The sequence below is a fragment of the Paraburkholderia sp. genome (genome assembly GCF_050742655.1).
Classification (GTDB): domain Bacteria; phylum Pseudomonadota; class Gammaproteobacteria; order Burkholderiales; family Burkholderiaceae; genus Paraburkholderia.
In genome coordinates this window covers 25,231-45,535 of record NZ_JBOIGG010000018.1, presented here as the reverse complement: position 1 = coordinate 45,535, position 20,305 = coordinate 25,231, and the positions used below count along the sequence as shown (strand labels likewise).

Below are 20,305 nucleotides of genomic sequence, written 5' to 3'. Positions count from 1 at the left end.
GGCAGATATTCGGCTTGAGCCCGCGATAACGCCGCCCTAATCTCAACACACTCAATTCAACGGAGCGTGGCGATGTTATTTGCGGTTCTATTCGAAGACCACACAACACAGGCGGACGAGGTACGTCGTCAGCATATGCAGGCGCATCTGGACTTTCTCGGGCGGAATGCTTCCATGATAACGGACGCGGGACCGCTCAGAAACGCGGACGGCGCTGCAGCCGGAGGGCTATGGCTGGTCAGCGCGGAAACGCATGATCAAGTCGACCGGCTGGTCCGCGAAGATCCATTCTGGCCGACGGGATTGCGCAAATCGGTGCGGGTTTTAACATGGCAACAGGTTTTTGCCAGAGGGGTTCGCCTTTGAGCAAAGCGCAGAACGGATCGAGCGCACCCGGTCCATATTGGCCTACACTGCGTCGTACATACAGCGTATGGAATCGCGAGGACAATCCCCCATGGAAGAACCCGATCTCCCGCAGATCTATCGAAACTACCTGGCCTGTCTGAACCGGCAGGACTGGTCGACGCTCGGACAGTTCGTCCACGACGACGTGAAGTACAACGACAAACAGATCGGTTTGTCGGGCTACCGCGAAATGCTGGAGAAGGACTTCCACGAAATTCCCGACCTCCACTTCAATATCCAGTTGCTCGTGTCCGAGCCGCCGGTTCTCGCGAGCCGTCTGCGCTTCGACTGCACGCCCAGACGAACCTTTCTCGGACTCTCCGTCGACGGCAAGAAAGTCTCGTTCACCGAGAACGTGTTCTACGAGTTTCGGGAAGGAAAGATTCAGCAGGTATGGTCCATCATCGACATGGCCGCTATCGAAGCGCAGTTGTAGCCACGCACCCAACTGGAGAAGAACACGCGATGCAGAGACCGGATTTCATCAAACACTGGACCGAGCTGGAGAAACCGGATGCGGACGGCTATCGCGACGACCCCGAGCAGATGGGCTACGACGCACCGCTGTCGGAGGCGCTGGGCGTCACGCGGATCGGCATTCATCACGTGAGGCTGTTGCCGGGCCGGCGCACCTCTTATCCGCATGCCGAAAGCACCGAGCAGGAATTCGTCTACGTGCTGCACGGCACGCCCGACGTGTGGATCGACGGCGTGCTGCATCCTCTTGTCGAGGGCGACTCAGTGGCGTTTCCGGCAGGCACGGGCATCTGCCACACGTTCCTCAACAACACGAACGCAGAAGTCAGGCTGATGGTGATCGGCGAACGCCCGCGCGACGATAATCGCATCAAGTATCCGCTCAACCAGGCGCGCGAACTCAAGCGGACGGATGGCTGGACTGACTGGCCAGCAAGACCGATCGGCGGGCATAACGGAATGCCGGATCGAGGATCGAACGAATAGTCGCCTGGGGCTCGCACAAGCGAGCCCCACATCGGCAGACAAAATACCAACTACCGATTCGTCAACGCAAGATCCGCCGCCAGATATCGTCCGCCCTGCACCTCGAACGTCTTCAGCACGTCTTCGATCTTCCGCAGATCGTCTTTATCGAGCACGACATCTGCCGCGCCCATGTTCTCTACGAGTCGCTCGTGACGGCGCGTACCCGGAATCGGCACGATCCACGGTACAGTGAGCGTCCATGCCAGCGCGATCTGCGCGGGCGTGCAACCCTTCGTCGTCGCAATCGCGGCGAGCGCATCGACGAGTCGCAGATTGTGCTCGCGCGCCTCAGGCGAAAAACGCGGCTGCCGGTTGCGGAAATCGTTGGCTTCGAACGACGTGTCGGCCGTCACCGCGCCCGTCAGAAAACCGCGGCCGAGCGGGCTGTACGCAACGAGCCCGATGTCCAGTTCCTCGAGCGTCGGAAACACGCTCTGCTCCAGTTCGCGCGACCACAGCGAATACTCGGACTGCAGCACCGTGACCGGCGTCACCGCATGCGCGTGGCGAATCGTGTCCGCGCTCGCCTCCGACAGACCGAAGTGCCGCACCTTGCCCGCGCGGATCAGATCGCCGACGGCACCGGCCACGTCCTCGATCGGCACCTGCGGATCCACGCGATGCTGATAGAACAGATCGATGTGATCGGTCCTCAGCCGCTGCAGCGCCTGGTCTGCAACGGCCTTGATATGCTCGGGCCGGCTGTTCAGTCCAACCGGCCGTGCGCCGCCGGCCGGGTCGAGCTCGAAGCCGAACTTCGTCGCGATCACCGCGCGGTCGCGCACCGGCGCGAGCGCTTCGCCGAGCAGCGCTTCGTTCGTCAGCGGGCCGTACACTTCGGCCGTGTCGAAGAAGGTCACGCCGCTTTCGAGCGCATCGCGGATCAGCTTGATCATCGCGCTGCGCTCGCCGGGCTGTCCGTACGCCCACGTCATACCCATGCAGCCGAGTCCAATCGCCGACACCTTCAGGTCTTTACCTAGCATACGTTGCTTCATCGCATCCTCCAGTTGATGACGTCGGTGCGTCGGAGCGTCGGAATCGCGCACGCCGTCCGTCGTCTGTCGATTCCTCCGCCGCGTCTTGCCGTGCTGCGTGCGGCATGCACGGCTTCGATACCGGGCGACCGGCGCGGCAGCCTTGAGGTCACACGCCGGAACAGGTCCTATCGTGTATCGAAAGCGCGCTGCGATGTAGCCGGATCGTCGTTGTTTCTTGCCCGATTCTCCAGAACCTGGGGAGGAAGATGCGAACGGTCAGACGCCGTCGGTTTCCGCGTATTCGCGCGTTTCAACGGTGAGCACGCGGCCGTCGGTGCGACGCTGCACGACGATCGACAGCCACCAGATACCGAGGCCGCCCACCGCGAGCAGCGCGCCGACCCAGCCCGGCGACGTCCATCCGTAGCCGCCCGCGATCGCGAGGCCGCCGAGGAACGGACCGAGCGCATTGGCCGTGTTGAACGCGGAGTGGTTGAGTGCTGCGGCGAGGCTCTGTGCGTCTTCGGCGACGTCCATCAAGCGCGTCTGCAACACGGTGCCGAGCGCGCCGCCGATGCCGATCAGGAACACATCGATCGTCAGCGCCCAGACGTTGTGCGCGGCGAATGGAAACACGAGCAGCGTCACGGCGCTCCACACGAGCAGCCAGCCGGCAGTACGCATCAGCGCGCGGTCGGCGAACACGGGGATGATGAGATTGCCGGCCGTCAGGCCGACGCCGAACACGCTCAGGATCAGCGCCGTCGACGCGACCGACACATGCGTGACCGACGCGAGAATGTCGGCGAGATAGGTGTACACGGCGAACAGTCCGCCGAAGCCGATCGCACCGATGCCGAGCGTGAGCCACACCTGCGGACGCGCGAGCGCACCGAGTTCGCGCAGCGGGCTCGCGTCTTTCGCGACCGGCGTCGATGGTGCGAAGAAGCGCACGCAGGTCATCGTCAGCACGCCGAGCAGCGCGGCAAAGCCGAAGCTCCAGCGCCAGCCGATCGCATGACCAAGCCAGTTCGCGAGCGGCACACCGACGATCGTCGCGAACGTCAGCCCGAGAAACATCCGCCCCACCGCGACCGTGCGGCGGTTCTCCGGCACGAGCGACGTCGCGACGAGCGCCGCGACACCGAAGTACGCACCGTGCGGCAGGCCGCTGATGAAACGGAACACCAGCATCCACTGGTAGTTGGGCGCCAGCGCGCTCAGACCGTTGCCGATCACGAACAGGCCCATTAGCAGGATCAGCAGCTGGCGGCGGTCCACGCGCGCGCCGAGCACCGCGAGCGCTGGCGCACCGACGACCACGCCGAGCGCATACGCGCTGATCACGTGGCCCGCGGTGGGAGCGTCGATACCAAGCCCCTGCGCGAACAGCGGCAGGATGCTCATCGTCGCGAATTCGGTCGTGCCGATCGCGAACCCGCCGACGGCGAGGGCAAACAATACGAGGCCTGTCCTGCGCGCGGCGTCAATCTGTTGCATGTGCTGGCTCTGCGATACGGTAGTGGCGGAAGCCGGCATTCTAAAGGCGTCCGCAGGCAGGCGTATGAAGTGCTGCGAATCGCCGGCCTGTGGCGCGGGAATGGGTCGACCCAATGGGTCGATTCAGGAGAAGAAGCGAAAACGCCGCGAGCAGGCGCACCGCATGCGCGATCTTGCGGCGCCGACATCGGGCGCCGCAGGCCATACCACGCTCAGTCCACCTCGACCTGCTCGGTCAACCAGCGGCGCCGGTCGCGCAGCGGCGGCGCACCGAAGAGGCGCCCGTATTCGCGCGTGAACTGCGATGCGCTCTCGTACCCGACGAGCCGGGCGGTCAGCGCGACATCGGTATCGCGCTCGAAGATGATGCGCCGCGCCTCGTGCAGCCGCAGCTGCTTCTGGTACTGCAGCGGGCTCATCGTCGTCACGGCCTTGAAGTGCTGATGGAACGACGACACGCTCATGTGGACGTCGCGCGCGAGATCGTTCATGCGCAGCGATTGCGCGAAGTCGCGCCGCATGGTCTCGATCGCCCGCGCGATACGCTGCGTGTGCGTGTCCTGCAGCGCGATCTGACGCAGCCGCGCACCCTGCCCGTTCGCGAGCAGCCGGTAGAGAATCTCGCGCTGGATCATCGGCGCGAGCACCGGAATGTCCTGCGGCGTTTCGAGAAGCCGCAGCAACCGCAACACCGGGTCGAGAATGTTCTCGGAGAGCCGCGTCACCGACAGTGCCACCGGCGCATCGCTGGAGTCGGTCGGACGCACCATCTCCTCGCGGATCAGTTCGCGCACCGCGTCCATGTCGATGTCGAGCCGCATGCCGAGGTACGGCTCCGCCGGATCGGCGACGATCACCTGCCCCGCGACCGGCAACTCGACGGTCGACACGAAATAATTGAAGCGGTCGTACTCGTAGGCCTCGTCGCCGACGAGCATGCGCTTCGAACCCTGCGCGATCACCGCGAACAGCGGCACCTGCAGGTGATAGTTCGGCGGTCCGGGGTGGGCGATCCGGTGAATCCAGACACCGGGGATCGGCGTTTGCATCGTGCCTTCGAGGAAGGGGCCTGTCAGACGGTCCAGCAACGCGACCAGTTTTGCCTGCATCGCCTCGAGCTCGTCCGCGCCGTCGGCGGGCCGGGGAGGCTGCGCGATGTCCGAAAGAAAGTCGTCGATTCGCATGCTCGTTCCTTAGATCAGCGCCGCCGCATCGGACCGTACGGTCGCCCAGCGGCGCATCGCACAGGATAAATCGTTCCCGGCGGGGCCGTATCCGCCGCCGCGACGTTTCGAAGAATTCTGCACGAATCCTGGAGAATCGGGCAGATTTCGCGTTACTCGCCCACGGCCGGGCCCCTGTCGATCCAGCTCACACCTTGCGCGCAGCAGTGAATCGCGCCTTGATGTGGCGAGGCGTTTCGAGCTCGTCGACGACCGCCACGGCTAGGTCGGCTACCGGGATACCAGCCGGTTTGTCTCCATCCATCAGCAGGTTCTCTTCGCCAAGACGGTAGGTACCGGTCCGCTCGCCTTCTTCGAGGAAGGCCGGCGGACTCACGAACGTCCAGTCCAGCGTCGTGTTGCTGCGCATCGTATTCAATGCGTCCCGGGCTGCTCTTGCGCCGGGCACGATGTTCGCCGGGACGTGCTCATTGAAACTCTCGGTGTCGACGAGCTGGACGCCGGGCGCGACGAAAAGACTGCCCGCGCCACCGATGATCACCAGACGCCGTACGCCGCTGGCCTCGACGCCCCGAACGATCGCTTCGTTGCCACGGATGAAGTTGTCGAACAGTTCCGGGTCGTTCCAGCCCGGATTGAATGCAGACACGACGGCATCGTGGCCCTTCACGGCGCCGGCGACCGACCCGGACGAATAGGCGTCACCGGTCACGACATTGAGGCCCGGTTGCGGCTCGATGCCCCCGCTCTTTCGAACCAGCACCGTGACTTCATGCCCACGGTGAAGCAACTCCTTCTGCACATGCTTGCCGACAAAGCCCGACGATCCAATCAGCGCAACTTTCATGGTTCTTCCTTGAATGTGAACATGACGAGCTATGCTACCCATCAAACTTCGACTTTAAAATACACCGCAAACTACGATCTCTTTTAAGCCTTACTTCAAGATGAACGACCTACGCCAACTGGTGGTTTTCGCAGAAACGGTCTCGCGCGGTTCGATGAGCGCGGCGGCGCGGCGGCTGGGAATGACGCCTTCGGCGGTAAGCCAGACCATCAAGGCGCTCGAACGACAGTCCGGGGTGACGCTGCTGCACCGTTCCACACGCAAGCTGACGCTCACCGAAGACGGCAAACAGTGTTATTCCCACTGCCTGCAACTGATGGCGTCCTGGAAGGCTGCAACCGATTCATTGACCCAGGCTCGGGACGCGCCGACCGGGGAGCTACGTATTGCCGCGCCATTAGGCCTTGGACCTCACATCGCGCCGGCGCTCGCGCCGCTCCTGTCGACCTGGCCACAGCTACGCCTGCGCCTGCTGGTGAGCGACGAGATGATCGATCTGATCGATGCGCGAGTCGATCTCGCCATCCGGATAGGCAAGATGGCCGACTCCGGGTGGACGGCCCAGAAGCTATGCGACCTCGAAACGATCATGTGCGCGTCTCCTGCCTACCTGGCGCGCAACGGCACACCGGGCAGTCCGCAGGAGTTAGGCGACCATCAATGGATAGCCATCGAGCAGCAGGTCGAGGCCGCGCGGTCCGCCGGTTCTTCGGATGGTGCGACGCCCGTCATACCCGTGACGCTCGTCACCGAGAAACGGATGAAACAAACGGTGCACGTCAGCGTGCGCGTCGTCAGTACGACGCAACCTGCGGTTCAACAGATGTGCGAGGAGGGGCTGGGGATAGCACGCCTTTCGTATATCGAGGCACTGAGCTCGCTCAAGCGCCACGATCTGGTTCATGTTCTGCCGAAGTGGACGTTTCCGACGCTCCCCGTGACACTCGTCACACCGCGCAAGGATGGTCAACCCGCGAAGGTACGCGCGGCCGTCGATGCGTTGCGGTCGTACTTCAGGGATCTTCCTGCGGTTCGCTCACCTGCGGATTGAGTTCGCGCCGGACGCCACCGACAGCGCAAGGACCGCATCCTGCTATCGCGTAGCGTATCGGTGATATCGGCGCTTTCGGCGATATCGGGCTCTACCCAAGGTACACCTTGACCTCGAGCGCACTCCAGCTTGTAACGTATGCGTATCCCCTGTCTGGAGAAACGCAATGTCTGCTTCTGAAAACAAAGCCCTTGTACAACGGATCATGGACGCTCGCGCCCAGCGCGATCACGGACCGTTCCGCGCCGCGATGGCGGACGATTTTGTCTGGCGCATCATCGGAAGCACGGCCTGGTCCGGCACCTACAACGGCAAGGCAGACGTCATTGCGCGCCTGCTGGAACCGCTCTATGCACAGTTCAAGGCGCCGTCGCGCATCGTCCCCAGCCGGATTCTCGCCGACGGCGATCATGTCGTCGTGCAGTGCGACGGCGACGCCACGACCTTGTCCGGAGAGCAGTACGCGAATACGTACTGTCTCGTCATCCGCGTCGAAGATGGAATGCTGCGGGAACTCACCGAATACTGCGATACAGCGCTGATCGATCGCGTGCTGCCCCCGCCGCCAGGTCGAGGTCCCGCCGTAACAGCCTGACTGCGATGAAGGCGACACCCGTCGATCGAGTGACCGGCCCCCTACGCTTCGCTCTTATCCTGCGGCCGGCATCGATGTCCGCAGACGCCGATGCGGCTCGACTGCGGGCCGGTGACCGATGGCGACCCACTCGTCATAAAACTCGACCTTGGCGTCGATCAGTGCGAGTGCGTCGGTCCATGCCTCGATGGTTTCCTGCACGCGAGCCCGATGAGCAGCAAGCATCGCCCGGCGCTGCTTCAGCGTAGCCGCGCCCTGTTCGACGAGTGCCGTGTACTCGCGCATCTGCGCGATCGACATGCCGGTACGCCGCAACCGGTCCATCAGATCGAGCCAGCTGACGTGGTGTTGACCGTAGAGTCTTCGACCGCCATCGTCGCGCACGACGCCGGGCAATAATCCCTGAGACTCGTACCAGCGGATCGTATGGACACTCCGACCGGTGCGGCGAGCAACGTCGCCGATAAGCAGATTGTCTGGCATCGCCTGTCCTCCCGATTTAACGCCGACGTCTGTGACTCCGCCCGCGATCTTCGAAACGTACCCTTCTAAACGTACCACCAACCAGCTGTGCCGGCGATCCGCAGATAGCGGGCGACTGTTGGCACGGTCGCAGTAGTGGCTGGCGTAGGGCGGCGGCTGCCGTTTAATGTGAAAAATTCCGCCGCTCGAGCCAAAGGTGGTGAAATTTCTCGACGTCGGGAGACGCGTCGCCGAGCGGATGATTCGTCAAGCGGCGTCAGTCCAGGCGCCAGCATAGAGGTCATAGACGCGTACGCGTCTCAGCGCGGCTCGGACTGCCTCTTCCCCGACAGAGTCAAGCAGCCTTGTTGGGATGGAAATCCCAACGCGGTCCACGTCGATGGCGAATACTTCGGCACCGCCTTCAGCGGTGGTAGCCAGCATGGCCTCTACGTCGGCGACGCTGCCACATTGCACTATCAGTTGAAGACTCATGATCGCCGCACCCGAACTGCTGCGACGTCCTGAAGAGCGGTGGTCAAGCACGCTTCGAGATCGTCTCCAATATTTTGCCCACGGACGTCGTAGTACGCCACAAACCTCGCGGTTGGCGAGGGGATGTGTTGACGTCCGAAACGGACACGGGCACGGACGAACGCGAGGCTCAACTGGAGTGCTTCTTCCGTCTCGATGTAGTGATTGGCGACCAAAACGTACTCCGTTGCATCATTTGCCGAAAACTCTGGAGTGAACATGGTGTGATTGCCCTATCGTTTTTGCACGGCTCGACGACCGCGTTTGAGAATTCCAACTGACCGTCAGGGTCGGCTACGGGCGATTGCCGTAGAGCACAGATCGGCCGCTATCGATCGCTCAGCTTTAATCTCGCTCTTTGCCTGGAAAAGCGACGCTCCATTGCGACGCGGTTTTTCCTTCTTCAGCAAGAGGTCGTTATCTCGCGCCCCGACGACATAGCGCTCGTTTCCTGGCGCATTCAAACCGCTCTCAAAGGTGAACGCGGGGAAATTTTGGTTCCTGACCGATCCTTCAATGCGGACTTCTGCCGCAACCTCGGGAGCTTTGTCATACTCGCGCTAGCCAGTTAGCCAGTTTCAGAAACCCGGGGGAGGAATCTCGTGATGGCCCATGGATTTCCAGCTCGTTTCTTTCGATTTCCGCTCCCCTGCGCTTTCAATGTGCGCTGTCTCACGAACCCGCTCTTCGTCCTGGCCCTGACCATAATATCGCAGCCAGCCTTGGCTCAGGAGGCGAAGTGTGATGTGGGCACCAACGTAAACAGCTTCCAGAATTTCAGCGCCGCGGACCAGCAGACGATTGTCGATCAATTGAAGCAATCAGGCGTTCGCTTCGTACGCACTTCGCTGAGGCCGGATGAAAAAAACATGACGCTGGCGAAGAATCTTCAGTCCGAAGGCATCGGACTGGTTCTGGTCACCGGGGCCGAGTTCTATCCCAATGCTCCGCTGCGTCCCGCAGACCAGAAACGGCACATGAGAAGCGCGATGCCCCTGTCCTATGCCGATCCTGTGGCTTCCCGAGCCTACTACCAGACCGTTTTCGACAAGCTGGACGAAAAAGGAGTCGTGCTGGCGGGAGTGGAGTTAGGCAACGAGGTCAACTGGACCGATTTCAACGGCGATTTCCCGATACCCGGCCAGGGGAAATCATTCACGCTCGAAGATCTCTCCCGGGATCCGGAGGCCAAAAAGGTCGCTCAAGGATTCCTTCAATATCTGAAAGTCCTGGCTGCCCTGAAGGACGTGCGCGATCACTCGAAGCTGAATAAGCGCGCACCCATCATTTCGGCCGGGATGGCGGCGGTCACCGGCGGTAAATGGCAGCACGACCTGCAGGTGGACGGCGTCTCCATTCCGGCCACCTATGCGTATCTCCGCGCCCACGGGCTCGACAAGCTGGTGGACGGTTACGGAGTCCATGACTATCCCCCGGTCGTGAAGGCGGGAGACACAGCGGCCATCGCGCAGCGCAACGCGCAGCTCGATCAAGCGATCTTTCCGCCTAGGAACGCGAAGCCCTACTGGCTGACGGAATGGGGGTTTCCGAGTACGGCGACATCCTCCGCCCAGGATCAGGACCGAGCCCGCACCGTAGCTGAAATGCGTGCCTATTTTCTTCAGCTATTCCGGCAGGGACGTCTTGGCGGTCTGTTCTGGTACGTGTGGAACGAACCGGACCGGGACTCCATCTACCGCGGAGGAGCAATCATGGAAGCCGGCAGGCAGGCGACCGCACCGATGCCCGGACAGCCGGGTAAATGACACAGGGTCTTTGGTCAGCCGTGTCATGCAGCACCCGACCGCTCTTGAAAAACCCGCCTGCGGCCCCGCATCTGCGATCCCGTTTATCGGAGCTTCGCCATGGGAAGCCGTCCCCGTTTCATTGACGATTTACCGCTCGCCGGTGCGGCCGGTGCGGCTGGCGCCACGGCCCTCGAGCCGAGCCCGGCCAGCGACGCCGCCCTGCTCGACCAGTACTCCCGCACCGTCATCGGCGCGCTGGAGCGCGTACGCCAGGCCGTCGCCTACATCGCCGTCGAGCGCCGCCCACCAGGGAATGCGAACGGCCGCGGCGCGCGCGGCGGCACCGGCTCGGGCTTCCTGTTCACGCCCGATGGCTACCTGCTGACCAACAGCCACGTCGTGCACGGCGCGACGCACATCCGCGTGACGCTCGCCGAAGGCGCGACCTACGACGCCGACCTGGTCGGCGACGATCCGGACAGCGACCTCGCGGTGCTGCGGATCGGCTCGGCAGAACCGTTGCCGCATGTCGAGCTCGGCGAATCGGGCAAATTGCAGGTCGGCCAGATCGCGATCGCGGTCGGCAATCCACTCGGCCTCGCGCAGACGGTGACGACCGGTGTGATCTCCGCGCTCGGCCGTTCGCTGCGCTCGAATTCCGGCCGCATGATCTACGACGTGATCCAGACCGACGCCGCGCTGAATCCCGGCAATTCCGGCGGTCCGCTGATCAATTCGGCGGGTCAGGTGATCGGTGTGAACACCGCGATCATTCCGGGCGCGCAGGCCATCTGCTTCGCCACGGCAATCGACACCGCGAAGTGGGTGATCATGCAGCTCTTTGCGCACGGTCACGTGCGGCGCGCGTACATCGGCGTCGCGGGTACCACGACGCCAATCTCGCGACGCGTGCAGCGCTACTTCGGCCTGACCGCGGCGAGCGGCGTGCACGTGATGGAAGTCGTCAAGGGCAGCCCGGCCGCGGCCGGCGGTCTGCAGACGGGCGACCGCATCGTGGCGGTCGATGAGCAGTCGATCGATGGCGTCGACGGTCTGCAGCGCACACTCGACGCGTCGCGGATCGACCGGCCCGTCGCCGTGACCGTGCTGCGCGGTGCACAGCGGCTCGACCTCACGGTGACGCCGAGCGAACAGGCGTGAGCTAAAAACCGCCCAAAAAGAAAGGCGTCCCGCGCGGGACGCCTTTTCATTGCAGCGTGACCTCGTTACAGCGTTACGGGATCAGCCGCGCAACGCCACGACCGCGCGGATCCGCGACCGCAACCGGCGTATCACCATTGATCTTGATCGCCTGGATGTCGCCGCTGAAGTCCTGCCCCTTCAGCACATAGCCTTTCGCTTCGATCTGCTGCGCGAGTTCGCCGGTGATCGGGTGGTACGGCTCCCAGAAGATCGTATTCGGCGGCAACAGCTGGTGATGGAAGCGCATCTCGGCAACCGCGCTATCCAGCGGCATGTTGAAGTCGTAGACGTTGTTGATCACCTGGAAGATCGACGTGAAGATGCGCGAGCCGCCCGGCGTGCCGATCACGAGCGACACCTTGCCGTCCTTCGTCAGGATGGTCGGGCTCATCGACGACAGCGGACGCTTCTTCGGTTCGATCGAGTTCGCATCGCTGCCCACCACGCCGAACATGTTCGCGACGCCCGGCTTCGCGGAGAAGTCGTCCATCTCGTCGTTCAGCACGATGCCGGTGCCTTCGGCGACGACGCCCGAGCCGAAGTAGCCGTTGATCGTGTACGTGTTCGACACCGCGTTACCCCACTTGTCGACCACCGAGAAGTGCGTGGTTTCCGCCTTCTCCGGCATCGACGTGCCGAGACCCGGCTGCACGCTCTTCGTATCGGACGGCTTGTCCGGGTTCACTTCCGCGGCGCGCTTCGCGAGGTACGCCGGATCGGTCAGCTGCTCGATCGGCACCTTGTAGAAATCCGGGTCGCCGAGGTATTGCGCGCGATCCGCGAACACGCGCTTCTCGATCTCGGCGATCAGGTGCACGTACTGCGCCGAATTCAGGCCGACGCCCTTGAAGTCCGGTGCGAGATCGGCCTTCATCTGCAGCAGCTGCACGAGGCCGATGCCGCCCGAGCTCGGAGGCGGCGCGGTGATCACGTCATAGCCGTTCCAGTTCGCCTGGATCGGCTGGCGCCACACGGCCTTGTACTGCTGCAGATCCTGCTTCGTGATGAGGCCATGGCCGCGCATCGACGCGGCGATCAGGTCGGCGGTCTTGCCCTGGTAGAAATCCCTCGCGCCGTAGTTCGCAATGCGCGTCAGCACCGCGGCGAGATCGGGCTGCGTGAATGTCGTGCCCTGCTTCATCGAGCCGAAGTACGTGTCGAAGTTGGTCTTGCCGGCGAACTCCTTCGACGCGGCCTGGCGCCGCTTGTCCAGCTGCTCGTCGACCTCGAAACCGTCGTTCGCGTATTTGATCGCCGGCGCGAGCACCTGCTTCCACTTCAGCTTGCCGAAACGATGCTGTGCTTCCCACATGCCGGCCACCGTGCCCGGCACGCCGACCGCGTAATACCCGAAGAGACTCTTGCCCTTGACGACGTTGCCCTGGTCGTCGAGGTACATGTTCTTCGTCGCGGCGATCGGCGCGCGCTCGCGATAATCGATGAAGTACGGCTTACCGTCGACGTACAGCGTCATGAAACCGCCACCGCCGATGTTGCCCGCTTCGGGATAGGTCACCGCAAGCGTGAAGGCGATCGCGACCGCGGCATCGACGGCGTTGCCGCCTTCCTCGAAGATCTGCCCGGCGGCATCGGCACTGTACTCGTCCGCGACCGCGACCGCGGAGGCATTGAGAATGGCGGGTTGCGGCTTCGACGGCGCCCTGGCGTAGGCCGGCGCGGATTCGATGAAGCCCGCTGAAATGGAGACGAGCGCGACAGTTGCGAGAGCGGCAGCGGACAGCTTGCTTTTTTCGATTAATTTCATTGGGTGTCCCCCATGACAGTTCCTCTGATAGTACAAAAAGTCTGTCTTGGGCTTATAACACGCCAACTGCCCTTTTGCGAAGCCGCTGCATGCCCTGATGGCATGCAGCGGCGCGTGTGTTCACGCGAGTTTCGCGTTATGCGGAGGCCGCCTACGCGAGCACCCGACCCGCGACTTCATCGACGGCTTCGCGCGCGAGCCGCACGATCTCGTCGACGTCGGCACGCGACGTGACGAGCGGCGGTGCGAAGCCGAGGATGTCGCCGTGCGGCATCGCACGTGCAATCAGTCCGCGCTGCAACGCGGCAGCCGACACGCGCGGCCCGACCTTCAACGTTGCATCGAACGGCCGGCGTTCGTCGCGGTCGGCCATGAACTCGAGCGCCGCGAGCATGCCCGCGCCGCGCACTTCGCCGACGAGCGGATGACCATCGAACGCCGTATGCAATTGCTGCAGCAGATACGCGCCGGTATCGGCCGCGTTTTGCGTGAGGTTTTCGCGTTCGAGAATGTCGAGGTTCGCAAGCGCAGCCGCCGCGCAGATCGGGTGGCCCGAATAGGTCCAGCCGTGACCCATCGGTCCAAGTTCCTGCGAACCCCGGTCGATCACATCCCACACGCGTTCGCCGACGATCACGCCGGACAGCGGCGCATACGCGCTCGTCAGCCCCTTCGCGACCGTCACGAGATCCGGCTCGATGCCGTAGTGCTGCGCGCCCATCTTCGAGCCGAGCCGGCCGAAGCCGCACACCACTTCATCGCTGATCAGCAGGATGTCGTGGCGCTTCAGCACTGCCTGGATCGCGGGCCAGTAGCCGGCCGGCGGTGGCAGGATACCGCCCGTGCCCATCACCGGCTCCGCGATGAACGCGGCGATCGTGTCCGCGCCTTCCTGCGCGATCAGCTTCTCGAGTTCGTCGACGCAGTACGCCACGAACTGCGCTTCGTTCATGCCGGCCGGCGCGTGGCGATACCAGTGCGGACACACCGTGTGCTTCACGCGTTCGATCGGCAGATCGAAGCACTGATGAAAACTCGGCAGACCCGTGAGGCTGCCCGTGACGATGCCCGAGCCGTGATAACCGCGTTGCCGCGAGAGGATCTTCTTTTTGTTCGGGCGGCCCAGTACGTTGTTGTAGTACCAGACGAGCTTGATCTGCGTTTCGTTCGCGTCCGAACCGGACATCCCGTAGTAGACCTTCTTCATGCCGGCCGGCGCCCAGTCGATGATCCGCGACGACAGCCCGATGATCGTATCGGTCGAGTGGCCAACGTACGTGTGGTAGTAAGCGAGCTTCTTCGCCTGTTCGTAGATCGCTTCGGCGACCTCGGTGCGGCCGTAGCCGATGTTCACGCAGTAGAGCCCCGCGAACGCATCGATGTACGACTTGCCTTGATGGTCCTCGATGCGGATGCCCTTCGCGCCGGTGACGATGCGCCCCGGCAATGCGCCGCTCGCGTGGTCGTGCGCGTGCGTCGACGGATGCATGAAGTGCGCGCGGTCCGCGGCGAACAGCTGGTCGAGTTGGGTCATGATGGTCCTCTCTCTGGAACGTGATGTTGCATTGGGTTGTGCAGCAAGTTCATGTATCGGGATCACGCAGCGGCGACCGGCAAACCAAGCTCGCCGAGACAGAAGTACCGCGTCTCGACGAACGGCTCGAAGCCTTCGGCACCCCCTTCGCGACCAAGCCCCGACGCCTTCATGCCGCCGAACGGCACCGGCGCGCCGGTAAACTTCGCGCCGTTCACCGACACCATCGCGAACGCCAGCCGGCGGATCGTCTGGAACACGGTGCTCAGATCGCGCGAGCACAGGTAGGCGGCGAGGCCGTGCTCGGTGTCGTTCGCGCGATCGATCGCTTCGTCGAGCGTGTCGAACGGCGACACGGCGGAGATCGGCGCGAAATTCTCCTCGTCGTACACGCGCATGCCGGGCGCCGCATCGGCGATCACGGTCGGCTCGAAGAACCAGCCGCCGCGCGAATGCGGCGCGCCGCCCACGGTGATGCGCGCGCCCTTGCGGCGCGCATCGTCGACCCGCGCGACGGTCGCATCGAATGCGCTCTGATGCATCAATGGGCCAACGTCGATTGCGCCTTCGAACGCCGCGCCGACACGCAGCGCGCGCACCGCGTCGCTGTAACGTTCGACGAACGGCTCGTACAACGGCCGCGCGACGAGGACGCGATTCGCCGCACAGCAGTCCTGCCCCGACGTCTGGAACTTCGCCGCGACCGCGACGCGCACCGCTTCGTCGAGATCGGCGTCCGCCGCGACGATGAACGGCGCGTTGCCGCCCAGTTCGAGCGCGGTCTTCTTGATGCCCGCCTGCGCCGCCGTCTGCATCACGAGCGTGCCGACGCGGGTCGAACCGGTGAAGCTCACGGTACGCACGCGCGGATCGCGCACGAGCGTTTCCATCGCCATCTGCGGTTCGCCGAGCACGACGTTGAACACGCCCGCCGGGAAGCCCGCTTCCTCGGCGAGCTGTGCGAGCGCGAGCGCCGAAAACGGCGTTTCGTGCGCGGGCTTCACGACCACCGTGCAGCCCGCTGCAAGCGCAGCCGCGGCCTTGCGCGTGATCATCGCGGATGGAAAATTCCACGGCGTGATCAGCGCGGCGACACCGGCCGGCTCGATCAGCGTGCCGAGGTGTGCGCCGTCGATATGCGTGGGAATCGTGCGGCCGTACAGGCGCCGTCCTTCGTGCGCGAACCATTCGATGAAGCTCGCGCCGTATGCGATCTCGCCGCGCGCTTCGGCGAGCGGCTTGCCCTGTTCGAGCGACAGGATGCCCGCCAGATCGTTCTGGTGACGCAGCACGAGTTCGTGCCAGCGCAGCAGTAGCGCCGCGCGCTGCGCGACCGACGCCCAGCGCCATGTATCGAACGCGCGCTGCGCGGCACCGACCGCTTCTTCGATCTGCGGCGCTTCGAGCATCGGAACGTGGCCGATTACTTCCTGGTCGGCCGGGTTCTGCACGGCGACCGTCGATGCGCTGTCGCTGTGTACCCAGTGCCCGTCCACATAGCACAGCGATTTGAACAGCACCGGATGACCCAGCAACATGACTCTCTCCTGAATTCGTGAGCACCGAATGTCACTGTACGGGCGAAGGTCTCGTGAAATTTTCGGTTCGGATCGCCACGGCTGTGGCTTTTTTCTGAATTGCGTGTGGGCAGGATGCGCTTTTTCGTGCAGCCCCGTTACAGCGCGTTGCTCGTATTGTTCACCCAGTCCGGCGGTCCTTCGGGCCCCTGCTTGACCACCTTCGTCACGATGTACGTGAAATACCGCTCGATGCCGAGTTCAGCGGTCAGCAGCGAATCGATGAAGCGCTGGTAGTGATCGATATCGCGCGACAGCACATGCAGCACATAGTCGACGCCACCGCCGGTCGCGTGGCACTGCACGACTTCCGGTGCAGCCACGACGCGTTCCTCGAAACGCCGCAGATCGTGCGCGGTGTGCCGCGCGAGCGTCACCTCGACGACGATCCGGCTACCCTTGAACACGTCCGCCCAGTCGACGTCCGCACGATAGCCGCGGATCACGCCGTTGTCCTCGAGGCGCTTCACGCGCGCCCACGCCGGCGAGATCGACAGGTTCACCTCTTCCGCGAGCCGCGACTTCGTGATGCGCCCGTCACGCACGAGGATGCGCAGGATCGCGAGGTCGTAGCGGTCGAGTTTCATCGCGTCATCCGGCGGCCGTTTGCAGAATCGGAACCGGAATACCGTGCTCGACGACGTCGGCCACCACCGCGACCGTGTCACCGATCTTCACCAGGCCAGGGAAATGCCGCGCGGCCAGCAGGCCACCGCGACGCGCGCGATATTGGACCGGCGGCGCACCGGTGCGCGTCATGTCGTACACGCGCGCGATCACGTCGCCTTGCTCGACGATGTCGCCGAGATCCTTGCATAGCTCGAGCAGGCCGTCGTGTTCGCTCGTCGTGTAGCAAGTGCCGTCGGGCATGTCGAGCAGCGTTGTTGTGCGGGATGCATCCGTATCGGCAACTACATTCGCATTCGCCGCAAGCACGCCCGCATGCGCGAGCACTCCATACACACCGCGCAGCGCGATCGCGACACTCGCGACCGTCGCCGTGCCGCCGCCGCCGAGTTCGGTCGACACGAACACCTTGCCCGCCTCCTCGACCGCGGTATCGAACAGACCGACGCTGTCCAGTTCGAGCATCCGCATCGAATACGGCGCGCCGAACGCGCGCATCGCCGCTTCGCAGCGCGCCTGTTGCGCCGCGTCGGGCAATACATGGATCGCGGCGAACGGCACGAAATCGAGTGTGCGCCCGCCCGCATGCAGATCGAGCACGTAGTCCGCGAGCGGCAGCAGATAGCGCTGGAAATAGTCGGCGATCCTGTCGGTCACGGTGCCGTCCGGACGTCCCGGAAAGCTGCGGTTCAGATTGCCGCTGTCGATCGGCGACGTGCGGCTGCCCGCGCGAAACGCCGGATAGTTCATGAACGGCACGGCGATCACGCGGCCGTTCACGTCGCTCGCTCGCAGCGTCGCCGCGAGCTTCGACAGTGCGATCGGTCCTTCGTATTCGTCGCCGTGATTGCCGCCGGTGAGCAGAACCGTCGGCCCGTCGCCACGGCGAATCACGGTGACCGGAATCATCACCGCGCCCCACGCGGAACCGTCGTGCGAGTGCGGCAGCTTCAGGAAGCCGTGCTGTTCGCCGTCCACGTCGAAGTCGACGGTCGGCGTGATCGGGGAAGCCCGCATGCGCCCTACTCCTTCACGAACAGCTTGCGCGGCGTGTTGCAGAACGTCTCGACGCCAGTGTCGGTAATCAGGATGCTTTCGGTGATCTCGAGCCCCCAGTCGTCGAGCCATATTCCCGGCATGAAGTGGAACGTCATGCCCGGCTGCAGCACGGTCCGGTCGCCCGGACGCAGGCTCATCGTGCGCTCACCCCAGTCCGGCGGATAGCTCGCGCCGATCGGATAGCCGCAGCGGCTGTCCTTCTCGATGCCCGACTTGCGCAGCACCGCGAAGAACGCATTCGCGATGTCTTCGCAGGTATTACCCGGCTTCGCGGCCGCGAGCCCGGCTTCGATCCCTTCGACCACCGCGCGCTCCGCATCGATGAAATGCTGCGGCGGTTTGCCGAGATAGACCGTACGCGACTGCGGGCAGTGATAACGCTTGAAGCAGCCCGCGATTTCGAAGAACGTCCCCGCGTTCGCTGCGAACGGCGTGTCGTCCCAGGTCAGATGCGGCGCCGAGGCGTCGGCGCCGGTCGGCAGCAACGGCACGATCGCCGGATAGTCGCCGCCATGGCCGTCGACGCCGGTAATCCCCGTCGCATAGATGTCCGCGACCAGATCATTCTTGCGCATGCCCGGCTCGATCCGCTCCACGATGCGCGCGTGCATCTTCTCAACGATCCGTGCCGCGACGCGCATGTACTCGATCTCGCGCGGCGACTTCACCGCGCGCTGCCAGTTGACGAGCGCGGTCGCATCGCGCCACTGCGCGTTCGGCAGATTGCGCTGCAGCGACGCGTACGCGGCCGCGCTGAAGTAGTAGTTGTCCATCTCGACGCCGATGCGGCGCGCCTGCCAGCCGCGCGCCTCGACCACTTCGCGCGCGAGGTAGTCCATCGGATGGCGCTCGGTCGACTGTACGTAGTGATCCGGGTAGCCGACGATCTGCTCGTGCTGCATGAACACCGTGCGCCGCGCGCCGTTCGCGTCCTGACCGCGGCCGAACCACACCGGTTCGCCGTCGAGCGCGAGCAGCACGCATTGATGCACATAGAACGACCAGCCGTCGTAGCCGGTCAGCCACGCCATGTTGGTCGGATCGGTCACGATCAGCAGGTCGAGATTCGCGGCCTGCATCGCCTGCCGCGTTCTGGCGATCCGCGCCGCGTACTCGGCGCGTTCGAATGGCAGGCGTACCGTCGGCGCCGCACGGTAGTGCTGTGAAGTGTCTGGCATCGTCCCCATCTTTCGTCTCCCCGCCCCTTACCCTGGCGTCTTCGCATCGTTGATAAAAAACGTTCCCGCCTGCGCGGCGCGTGCCCGCGCGAGCGCGAACGTCGCGATTGCGGTGTCCTGCGCGCCGGTGCCGGTCAGGTCGCACAGCGTGATATCGGTGTCGCGCTCACGGCCTAGCCGCTGCCTGGCGATCACCTGGCCCAGCTCGGCGAACGACGCGTCGGCACGCACCACGCCCGCCTCGATCGCGTGATGCAGTTCGCCGAGCACGCGCGTCTGCTGCACGCGATCGGCGATGTAGCGCACGGCCGCGAGCGCGGCCGGCGCGATTTCGTTCTTGTGCTCCGCGTCCGATCCCATCGCGGTGATGTGCAGGCCCGGATGCAGATCGGCGGCGTCGATCAGCGGTGTCGTCGACGGTGTGGTCGTCACCGCGAGGTCTGCGTCGGCGAGCGCGCGATGCGGATCGGCCGCAACGTCGCAGCGCAGATCGAAACACGCGCTCACGTCGGCCGCGAAACGCTCGGCCTCTTCGCGTCGCCGCGCCCATACGCTCACGCGCTCGATGCGGCGCACGAGCGTCAGCGCCTGCAGTTGCAGCCGCGCCTGCTCGCCCGCACCGAGGATCGCGACGTGCGGCGTCGCGGCCCTCGCGAGCGTGCGCGCAGCGACCGCGCCCGCCGCCGCGGTCCGCACCGATGTCAGGTAGCCGTTGTCGAGCAACACCGCCTCGGTGAGGCCGGTTTTCGCGGACAGCACGAGCATCAGCCCGTTGAGACTCGGCAGTCCGAGCGACGGGTTGTCGAAGAAGCCGGGGCTGACCTTGATCGCGAAGCTGTCGAAGCGCGGCAGCCACGCGGTCTTCACGTCGACCTCGCCGCGCTGTGCGGGCAGGTCGAGGCGCAGGATCGGCGGCATCGCGACTGCTTCCGTCGCGAGCGCAACGAACGCGGCTTCCACCTGGTCGATGGCCGCGAGATCGAGAGGCACGAGTTCGCGAAGCTGTGCTTCGCCGAGAAGAATCACTGGGTTCATGAGTGGTCGATGT

19 protein-coding genes are annotated in these 20,305 nt (G+C 64.1%); 7 read left to right on the top strand and 12 right to left on the bottom strand.

Annotated elements, in window-relative coordinates; translation table 11 throughout:
* Positions 1 to 72 precede the first annotated feature (72 nt).
* From ACREXZ_RS23400 to ACREXZ_RS23390, 3 genes are all read left to right on the top strand, one after another.
* Positions 73 to 366 (top strand): YciI family protein, encoded by a 294-nt coding sequence (locus tag ACREXZ_RS23400; RefSeq protein WP_431766492.1) that lies wholly within the window; start codon positions 73 to 75, stop codon positions 364 to 366.
* 91 nt (positions 367 to 457) lie between these two features.
* Positions 458 to 844 (top strand): ester cyclase, encoded by a 387-nt coding sequence (locus ACREXZ_RS23395; protein ID WP_431766491.1) that lies wholly within the window; start codon positions 458 to 460, stop codon positions 842 to 844.
* 29 nt (positions 845 to 873) lie between these two features.
* A complete protein-coding gene (locus ACREXZ_RS23390) occupies positions 874 to 1,371 on the top strand; it encodes a cupin domain-containing protein (protein ID WP_431766490.1) in 498 nt (165 codons plus the stop codon).
* Positions 1,372 to 1,421: 50 nt separating this feature from the next.
* Here ACREXZ_RS23390 and ACREXZ_RS23385 read toward each other — a convergent pair whose 3' ends face one another.
* The 4 genes from ACREXZ_RS23385 to ACREXZ_RS23370 all read right to left on the bottom strand — a co-directional run bounded on the left by ACREXZ_RS23385 (position 1,422) and on the right by ACREXZ_RS23370 (position 5,924).
* Complete coding sequence (locus tag ACREXZ_RS23385) at positions 1,422 to 2,411, bottom strand: aldo/keto reductase (RefSeq protein WP_431766489.1); 990 nt, start codon at positions 2,409 to 2,411, stop codon at positions 1,422 to 1,424.
* Between the two features lie 258 nt (positions 2,412 to 2,669).
* Entirely contained in the window at positions 2,670 to 3,893 is a 1,224-nt protein-coding gene (locus ACREXZ_RS23380; RefSeq protein ID WP_431766488.1) for an MFS transporter, read from the bottom strand.
* A gap of 212 nt (positions 3,894 to 4,105) precedes the next feature.
* Positions 4,106 to 5,077, bottom strand: a complete 972-nt coding sequence (locus ACREXZ_RS23375) for an AraC family transcriptional regulator N-terminal domain-containing protein (protein ID WP_431766487.1) — start codon at positions 5,075 to 5,077, stop codon at positions 4,106 to 4,108.
* Between the two features lie 187 nt (positions 5,078 to 5,264).
* Positions 5,265 to 5,924, bottom strand: coding sequence for an NAD(P)-dependent oxidoreductase (locus ACREXZ_RS23370; RefSeq protein ID WP_431766486.1), 660 nt, complete (start codon positions 5,922 to 5,924; stop codon positions 5,265 to 5,267).
* 100 nt (positions 5,925 to 6,024) lie between these two features.
* Here ACREXZ_RS23370 and ACREXZ_RS23365 point away from each other — a divergent pair, with 100 nt between their 5' ends.
* Both ACREXZ_RS23365 and ACREXZ_RS23360 read left to right on the top strand, forming a co-directional pair.
* Positions 6,025 to 6,975, top strand: a complete 951-nt coding sequence (locus ACREXZ_RS23365; protein WP_431766485.1) for a LysR family transcriptional regulator — start codon at positions 6,025 to 6,027, stop codon at positions 6,973 to 6,975.
* 166 nt (positions 6,976 to 7,141) lie between these two features.
* Positions 7,142 to 7,570, top strand: coding sequence for a nuclear transport factor 2 family protein (locus ACREXZ_RS23360; RefSeq protein ID WP_431766484.1), 429 nt, complete (start codon positions 7,142 to 7,144; stop codon positions 7,568 to 7,570).
* Between the two features lie 54 nt (positions 7,571 to 7,624).
* On the opposite strand, the gene ACREXZ_RS23355 is transcribed toward ACREXZ_RS23360, so the two are convergent.
* A complete protein-coding gene (locus ACREXZ_RS23355; RefSeq protein ID WP_431766483.1) occupies positions 7,625 to 8,053 on the bottom strand; it encodes a MerR family transcriptional regulator in 429 nt (142 codons plus the stop codon).
* A gap of 1,118 nt (positions 8,054 to 9,171) precedes the next feature.
* Between ACREXZ_RS23355 and ACREXZ_RS23350 the strand changes: the two genes are divergently transcribed.
* Positions 9,172 to 10,332, top strand: a complete 1,161-nt coding sequence (locus tag ACREXZ_RS23350) for a hypothetical protein (RefSeq protein WP_431766482.1) — start codon at positions 9,172 to 9,174, stop codon at positions 10,330 to 10,332.
* Between the two features lie 99 nt (positions 10,333 to 10,431).
* On the top strand, positions 10,432 to 11,475 hold the full coding sequence (locus ACREXZ_RS23345; protein WP_431766481.1) for a S1C family serine protease: 1,044 nt from the start codon (positions 10,432 to 10,434) through the stop codon (positions 11,473 to 11,475).
* Positions 11,476 to 11,548: 73 nt separating this feature from the next.
* Here ACREXZ_RS23345 and ggt read toward each other — a convergent pair whose 3' ends face one another.
* From ggt to ACREXZ_RS23310, 7 genes are all read right to left on the bottom strand, one after another.
* Positions 11,549 to 13,282, bottom strand: a complete 1,734-nt coding sequence (gene ggt / locus ACREXZ_RS23340) for a gamma-glutamyltransferase (RefSeq protein WP_431766480.1) — start codon at positions 13,280 to 13,282, stop codon at positions 11,549 to 11,551.
* A 151-nt stretch (positions 13,283 to 13,433) separates the two neighbouring features.
* Positions 13,434 to 14,816 carry an aspartate aminotransferase family protein gene (locus ACREXZ_RS23335; protein ID WP_431766479.1) on the bottom strand — a complete coding sequence of 461 codons (1,383 nt, stop codon included), beginning with the start codon at positions 14,814 to 14,816 and terminating at the stop codon, positions 13,434 to 13,436.
* 62 nt (positions 14,817 to 14,878) lie between these two features.
* On the bottom strand, positions 14,879 to 16,354 hold the full coding sequence (locus tag ACREXZ_RS23330) for an NAD-dependent succinate-semialdehyde dehydrogenase (protein ID WP_431766478.1): 1,476 nt from the start codon (positions 16,352 to 16,354) through the stop codon (positions 14,879 to 14,881).
* Between the two features lie 137 nt (positions 16,355 to 16,491).
* Complete coding sequence (locus ACREXZ_RS23325; RefSeq protein ID WP_431766477.1) at positions 16,492 to 16,980, bottom strand: Lrp/AsnC family transcriptional regulator; 489 nt, start codon at positions 16,978 to 16,980, stop codon at positions 16,492 to 16,494.
* Positions 16,981 to 16,984: 4 nt separating this feature from the next.
* Positions 16,985 to 18,037 carry a N(2)-acetyl-L-2,4-diaminobutanoate deacetylase DoeB gene (gene doeB, locus ACREXZ_RS23320; RefSeq protein ID WP_431766476.1) on the bottom strand — a complete coding sequence of 351 codons (1,053 nt, stop codon included), beginning with the start codon at positions 18,035 to 18,037 and terminating at the stop codon, positions 16,985 to 16,987.
* Positions 18,038 to 18,042: 5 nt separating this feature from the next.
* On the bottom strand, positions 18,043 to 19,257 hold the full coding sequence (doeA, locus tag ACREXZ_RS23315; protein WP_431766475.1) for an ectoine hydrolase DoeA: 1,215 nt from the start codon (positions 19,255 to 19,257) through the stop codon (positions 18,043 to 18,045).
* 27 nt (positions 19,258 to 19,284) lie between these two features.
* Positions 19,285 to 20,292 carry a cyclodeaminase gene (locus ACREXZ_RS23310; RefSeq protein WP_431766474.1) on the bottom strand — a complete coding sequence of 336 codons (1,008 nt, stop codon included), beginning with the start codon at positions 20,290 to 20,292 and terminating at the stop codon, positions 19,285 to 19,287.
* Positions 20,293 to 20,305 lie beyond the last annotated feature (13 nt).

Bases quoted from the DNA above. Each gene is read 5' to 3' on its own strand.
- ACREXZ_RS23400 (WP_431766492.1), top strand. From the start codon at position 73: ATGTTATTTGCGGTTCTATTCGAAGACCACACAACACAGGCGGACGAG.
- ACREXZ_RS23395 (WP_431766491.1), top strand. From the start codon at position 458: ATGGAAGAACCCGATCTCCCGCAGATCTATCGAAACTACCTGGCCTGT.
- ACREXZ_RS23390 (WP_431766490.1), top strand. From the start codon at position 874: ATGCAGAGACCGGATTTCATCAAACACTGGACCGAGCTGGAGAAACCG.
- ACREXZ_RS23385 (WP_431766489.1), bottom strand. From the start codon at position 2,411: ATGAAGCAACGTATGCTAGGTAAAGACCTGAAGGTGTCGGCGATTGGA.
- ACREXZ_RS23380 (WP_431766488.1), bottom strand. From the start codon at position 3,893: ATGCAACAGATTGACGCCGCGCGCAGGACAGGCCTCGTATTGTTTGCC.
- ACREXZ_RS23375 (WP_431766487.1), bottom strand. From the start codon at position 5,077: ATGCGAATCGACGACTTTCTTTCGGACATCGCGCAGCCTCCCCGGCCC.
- ACREXZ_RS23370 (WP_431766486.1), bottom strand. From the start codon at position 5,924: ATGAAAGTTGCGCTGATTGGATCGTCGGGCTTTGTCGGCAAGCATGTG.
- ACREXZ_RS23365 (WP_431766485.1), top strand. From the start codon at position 6,025: ATGAACGACCTACGCCAACTGGTGGTTTTCGCAGAAACGGTCTCGCGC.
- ACREXZ_RS23360 (WP_431766484.1), top strand. From the start codon at position 7,142: ATGTCTGCTTCTGAAAACAAAGCCCTTGTACAACGGATCATGGACGCT.
- ACREXZ_RS23355 (WP_431766483.1), bottom strand. From the start codon at position 8,053: ATGCCAGACAATCTGCTTATCGGCGACGTTGCTCGCCGCACCGGTCGG.
- ACREXZ_RS23350 (WP_431766482.1), top strand. From the start codon at position 9,172: ATGGCCCATGGATTTCCAGCTCGTTTCTTTCGATTTCCGCTCCCCTGC.
- ACREXZ_RS23345 (WP_431766481.1), top strand. From the start codon at position 10,432: ATGGGAAGCCGTCCCCGTTTCATTGACGATTTACCGCTCGCCGGTGCG.
- ggt (WP_431766480.1), bottom strand. From the start codon at position 13,282: ATGAAATTAATCGAAAAAAGCAAGCTGTCCGCTGCCGCTCTCGCAACT.
- ACREXZ_RS23335 (WP_431766479.1), bottom strand. From the start codon at position 14,816: ATGACCCAACTCGACCAGCTGTTCGCCGCGGACCGCGCGCACTTCATG.
- ACREXZ_RS23330 (WP_431766478.1), bottom strand. From the start codon at position 16,354: ATGTTGCTGGGTCATCCGGTGCTGTTCAAATCGCTGTGCTATGTGGAC.
- ACREXZ_RS23325 (WP_431766477.1), bottom strand. From the start codon at position 16,980: ATGAAACTCGACCGCTACGACCTCGCGATCCTGCGCATCCTCGTGCGT.
- doeB (WP_431766476.1), bottom strand. From the start codon at position 18,037: ATGCGGGCTTCCCCGATCACGCCGACCGTCGACTTCGACGTGGACGGC.
- doeA (WP_431766475.1), bottom strand. From the start codon at position 19,257: ATGCCAGACACTTCACAGCACTACCGTGCGGCGCCGACGGTACGCCTG.
- ACREXZ_RS23310 (WP_431766474.1), bottom strand. From the start codon at position 20,292: ATGAACCCAGTGATTCTTCTCGGCGAAGCACAGCTTCGCGAACTCGTG.